Raw genomic sequence first — 4898 nt, 5'->3', positions numbered from 1 at the left:
CGGTGATCTGATCCACCGCCCCGACACCGGGGACAAGAGCGGGGCGCCCTCCTCATCCGCACGAGGAGGGCGCCCCGTGCGTTGCACGACCGCCTACGAGGAGCTGCGTGCCGACCAGCAGTCGGCCTCCGGAAAATCGCTGGCGCGCGTCGCGATGCAGCGGGATCCTCCAGAGCGTCCGGGCCGACACGAAGAGACCCCTGTGGTCGCGCCCCCCTGCCCAGAGAGGTAGTCGTGATGACCGCTGCCGTGTCCCAGCCATCCGGGCCCCGGCCCGAAGTCCGCACAGCGGCCGGAGCACTGCGCGGCAGCCAGGAAGCGGGTATGGCGGTCTTCCGTGGCATCCCGTTCGCCGAGCCGCCGGTCGGCCCGCTGCGTTTCGCCGCGCCGCGGCCCGTACGAGGGTGGGACGGAATGCGGCCGGCGGTGTCGTACGGACCGCCGCCCCCTCAGGGCGGCCATTTCGGCATGGACGCGCTGGCGCGGGATGCGGTGGGCGACGACTGGCTGACAGTCAACGTCTGGTCGCCCGAGCCGGGCCCGGGCGCAGGGTTGCCGGTGATGGTGTGGATCCAGGGTGGCGCCTACACGATCGGCATGTCCGGTCTTCCCGAGTACGACGGCGGCCGTCTGGCACTTGATGGCGGCGTCGTCGTGGTGACGTTCAACTACCGCGTGGGCCTCGAAGGCTTCGGACAGATCGAGGGGGCACCCGCCAACCGGGGCCTACTCGACCAGGTCGCCGCCTTGGAGTGGGTGCGTGACAACATCCGGGCCTTCGGCGGCGACCCGGACCGCGTCACGGTCTTCGGCCAGTCGGCGGGCGGCGGATCGGTGGCCGCACTGCTGGCGATGCCTCGTGCGGCCGGTCTCTTCGGCCGGGCCGTCGCGCAGAGTGTGCAGGGCACGTTCTTCTCGCCGGAGCTCGCCACCGACATCGCCACCGCCTGCGCCGCCGAACGGGGACTGAGGCCGACGATGGCCGACCTGTCCGCGGTGGCCCCGGCCCGGCTGTCGGCCGCCGGTGATGCGGTCGGCGCCACGATGGACCGATGGGCCGAACGCTGGGGTCGGGCCGCGCACAGGCGGATCCCGTTCTCGCCGGTCGTCGACGGTGATGTCCTGCCGGTCACTCCTTGGCAGGCGCTGGCCGACGGCGCAGGCCGGGACATCGAACTCCTCGTCGGCCACACCCGCCACGAACAGCGGCTGTTCACCGCGCTCGACGGCCTGCTCGGCCAGGTGACACAGGAACAGGCCGCGACCGCCCTGCACCTCTTCGGCCCAGGTCAGGACGGCGCACGCCGTTACCTCGACGGCTTTCCGGCCGCGAACCCGGACGAGCTGTACGAACTGGTTCACTCCGACTGGCTGTTCCGCATGCCGACCCTCCATCTCGCCCACGCCCAGACCGCCGCCGGCGGCCGCGCCCACGTCTACGAACTGACCTGGCCCGCCCCCGGCATGGGAGGCGCCCTCGGCGCCTGCCACGGCCTGGACGTACCGCTCGTCTTCGGCAACCTGGACCGTGGCCAGCCCGCTACGCTGATCGGCGAAAGCCCCTCCCCCGAGGCAGAAGCACTGTCCGCCCACATCCGCACCGCATGGACGGCGTTCGCCACCCACGGCGACCCGGGCTGGCCCGCGTACGACACCGACCAACGCCTCACGCAACTCTTCGACACCCGGCCGGTCGTCACCGCCTACCCGGAGGAGACCTCCCGCCTCATCTGGCAGGACCACGCCTTCCCCGCACTGGGAGTACGAAGGCCGGACGAACCACAGGGTTCCTTCAGCTGCACTGCCAGGTGAACATGGCACGGTCGAATCGGCGCGCCGCCAGGTCTTCGGGGCGTATGAGCCAGTACAGGGAGCCGCAGTCGCCCCACATCATGCCGGCGTCGTCATCCGAGCCGAACTGGGCGAGCAGCACCCAGCGCAGCGCCTCCTCATTGATGCGGGGGTCATTGAAGGGTGGGTTGCCCAGGGCGCCGCAGGCGACCTCGGATTCGACGTCGTCCTGCGCCGGGTCGGCGTGGCCTCCTATGCAGTGCCCGGCACCCGGGAGGTCCCAGAGGGCCTCCCGGAAGTCCTCGTCCCACAAGGGGTGGTCATCGGGCATCGGTGCGAACTCCCGGTAGACCACCGGATGCCAGAGGTAGGGGGCCGTCGTCTCCACGCGTGCCGTCAGCCGTACCTCGGGGTAGGGGCGGATGCCCTCCGGCGCCGGCCGTTCGACGAGGTGGACGCCCGCCGGTACGTACAGCACGCGCGCCGCCGCCCAGCTGTCGGGATCGTAGGGCGAGACCGCCGCCCGGCCGTCGTCCAGCTGCCCGTCGAAGAAGAAGAAAGCCAGTGTGCCGTCTGCCGGCACGGCGATGTCGAGGGAGGCGGAAGGAAGCGCCGCACAGTCGAGGAGGCGATGAAGGAGAGCGGGCCGTGCCCCTCCCATACCGGCCACTCCTCGTGCTCAGGAAGCTCCGGCAGACCGCCGAGTCGGCCGACGACCGCACCCGCCGCCGCGTCCGTGGCCTTCTCCAGACCCAGGGCCGGCCGCAGCAGTCCGATCCACCGCTCGGCGATCTCGGCGGGCAGGTGCTGACGGGCGAGCGCGTGCAGCGCGTCGGTGGTGCTCTCAGTCATAGGACCGATCATGCACGGGACCACTGACAACAGGCCGTCGGCGTCTTGTCCGCGCCGGGTAGAAGGTTGTTCTAACTTTAAGGGCGGACCGACGCGACGGGCGCCTCGCCGCGCAGTGCCTGCTGGATCCGCTCGACGGTCATCCTGGTGACGGACATGAGCCGGTCGGACGGAATGGCCGTCCCCTGCTTCCATGTGTACTTGATGCTCGCGATCACCGAACCCTGCCGGACATTGATCCCGCGGCCCTCCCAGCCTTGGCCCGGGGAGATCTCGAAGCCGTCGATCTGGTCGCCGGGCGGATTCTTCCCGACCTCGTCCTCCGTCCCCTCGCCGGCGAACAGTCCGGCGGCCTTCTCAGGCGTGGTGAAGGAGATCAGCCGGACGGAAAGTTCCTGGTCCTGCATGTTCGTGAACGCGGCGATACCGAACGAGAGGGCCTGGGCACACCACTTGGCCTGCCACTCCTCGGACTGGCAGATGGTGAGGTCGTACGAGTCCCACGCCTTCCGGTTGCGGGGCTGCGCGACGTCAGCGGGGACGCTGAACTGATCCGGCAGCGCCCGCTCGAGCCGCGGGGTGTCGAGGATCAACTCGACCGGCTTGGGCAGTTCGCCAGGCCTGCCGGACTTGCTGGACTCGCTGGACTTGGCAGGACCGGATCCGTTGTCCGTACCGCAGCCGGTGGACAGGGTCGCTGCCGCGAGAACCAGGGCCAGGGTGGCGGTCACGGCCTTGGCGCGCGGCGCCCTGGCACGCGCGGCACGTCTGTACGTGTACATGATCAACAACGATACGGGACGGTCGGCCCCGGCCCCTACCACCCGGGCTTTCCGAGGATCAGCGGAGTTCCACGGTGATGCCGACCCGTGCGAGCAATCGCAGGACGTCGTCGACGTACGGCGTCTCGCCCGCCGTATCCACGCTCACCGAGGCGAGCGCGCGCCTGGCCACTTCGGCGTCGTGCCAGACCAGCGTGAACGGCGCGGGCGGCCACTCCCCTCCGCACGGGCAGCCGCGCAAGGTGACCCAGCACTGGTGGTAGTGGCCGCCGGGGCCCGCGATCGCCTCGCCGAGCGCGCACATCAGCGCCGGCACGTCGGTGACGTGCCGGCCGTCGAGGTGCCGCACGGGGTCGGGCAGCGGCCGGCCGGCGCCCTGACGGGCGGCGGCGAAGGCGGCCCACTCGGCCCGGCCCTCGGGCGGGAACGCGGCCCACGAGCCGGGCTCGGCCGGCGGGCCCTCGAACCAGGCGTCCCACACCGGTCGAGCCGCCGGCACCGGCCGGGCGGCCGGGCCGTTGCGCAGCCAGAGGTCCACGAGGGGTGCGCCGAGCGCGGACGGGCGGGAGGCGACGACCTCCAGGGGCATGTGTTCCTCGATGCGCATCACACGACCTGACCGGTCCACGGCGAGCAGCATGACGCGATCGCCGTCGGCGCGCGGGCGCACCAGCCGTCGCAGCAGCTGCTCACCGGGCTCGCAGCCGATCAGCCGCATCGGCGGCGCGGAGGGGAAGGGGCGCTCGGCGTACAGGCCCTCGATCCGACGGCACTCCCCCAGACCGGCGCCGCCCGCGCCGTTGAACAGCAGCCAACGGGCGTCCGCGGGCTCGGCGGGCCGCCACGCCGGGCCGTCGATCTCGGCCTCGACGATCACGTCGACCAGCGACGCGTCGTGGGCGGAGGGGCGGCAGTCGAGCAGGACGGGGGCGAGCAGTTCCCAGTGGTGCGAGTCGTAGGCGTGGTGGGAGGCGGCCTCGGGGTCGGCCCCGGGCACGGGAAAGTCCACGATGAGGGAGAGGTCCGCGACCTCGACGGGCTCAACCGGTCCGTCCATTCCAACCGCCTGGCTGCCGGCGCGCTCAACCGCCTTGCGCAGCCGCCCGGTCGGGGCGCAGCCCACGAAGGTCAGCCGTTCCCGGCGCGGGGTCGGGTCGACGAAGAGGCCGTCGGCGTCGGCGCAGCGCGCCCACACGATCTGTTCGCCGTCCCACTCCTCGCTGACCAGTACGTACTTGAGCGGAAGCGCGCGCTCCCAGGTCCAGACCGCCTCCTCGACCGGCACCGCGTCCATGCCTCTTGCTCCTGTGTCGTGCCTGCTCACCGCTCCCTCAGCCTGCCACGTCGCAGCGGTGGCACAGACGCCGGGGCAAGGCCCCCCCGGGACCGGGTCGGCGTGACGGCCCGACTCCAGCGGCGTGATCCGGACATGACGGCACATCGAAGGGCCCCTGCGGCCGAAGGGCGAACAGT

General features: G+C 71.7%; 4 protein-coding genes and 1 pseudogene. 2 read left to right on the top strand and 3 right to left on the bottom strand.

What is annotated here, in order from left to right; genetic code table 11:
* Positions 1-237: 237 nt before the first annotated feature.
* Positions 238-1812: a carboxylesterase family protein gene (locus AB0G59_RS06405; protein WP_360908593.1), complete on the top strand. Its 1575-nt coding sequence runs from the start codon at positions 238-240 to the stop codon at positions 1810-1812.
* Here AB0G59_RS06405 and AB0G59_RS06400 read toward each other — a convergent pair.
* Positions 1793-2487 (bottom strand): annotated as a pseudogene (locus AB0G59_RS06400) (YwqG family protein). The gene AB0G59_RS06405 and the pseudogene AB0G59_RS06400 sit on opposite strands and share 20 nt — an antisense overlap.
* Here AB0G59_RS06400 and AB0G59_RS06395 point away from each other — a divergent pair.
* Positions 2440-2670 carry a hypothetical protein gene (locus tag AB0G59_RS06395; RefSeq protein ID WP_360908666.1) on the top strand — a complete coding sequence of 77 codons (231 nt, stop codon included), beginning with the start codon at positions 2440-2442 and terminating at the stop codon, positions 2668-2670. The pseudogene AB0G59_RS06400 and the gene AB0G59_RS06395 sit on opposite strands and share 48 nt — an antisense overlap.
* Before the next feature lie 50 nt (positions 2671-2720).
* Here AB0G59_RS06395 and AB0G59_RS06390 read toward each other — a convergent pair whose 3' ends face one another.
* Positions 2721-3425, bottom strand: coding sequence for a hypothetical protein (locus AB0G59_RS06390; RefSeq protein ID WP_360908590.1), 705 nt, complete (start codon positions 3423-3425; stop codon positions 2721-2723).
* A gap of 58 nt (positions 3426-3483) precedes the next feature.
* Positions 3484-4719, bottom strand: a complete 1236-nt coding sequence (locus AB0G59_RS06385) for a hypothetical protein (protein WP_360908588.1) — start codon at positions 4717-4719, stop codon at positions 3484-3486.
* Positions 4720-4898 lie beyond the last annotated feature (179 nt).

Source organism: Streptomyces sp. NPDC021096 (genome assembly GCF_040641275.1).
Classification (GTDB): Bacteria; Actinomycetota; Actinomycetes; order Streptomycetales; family Streptomycetaceae; genus Streptomyces.
Note: the sequence above shows the minus strand (reverse complement) of the source record. Positions and strands in the feature narration are given on the sequence as shown.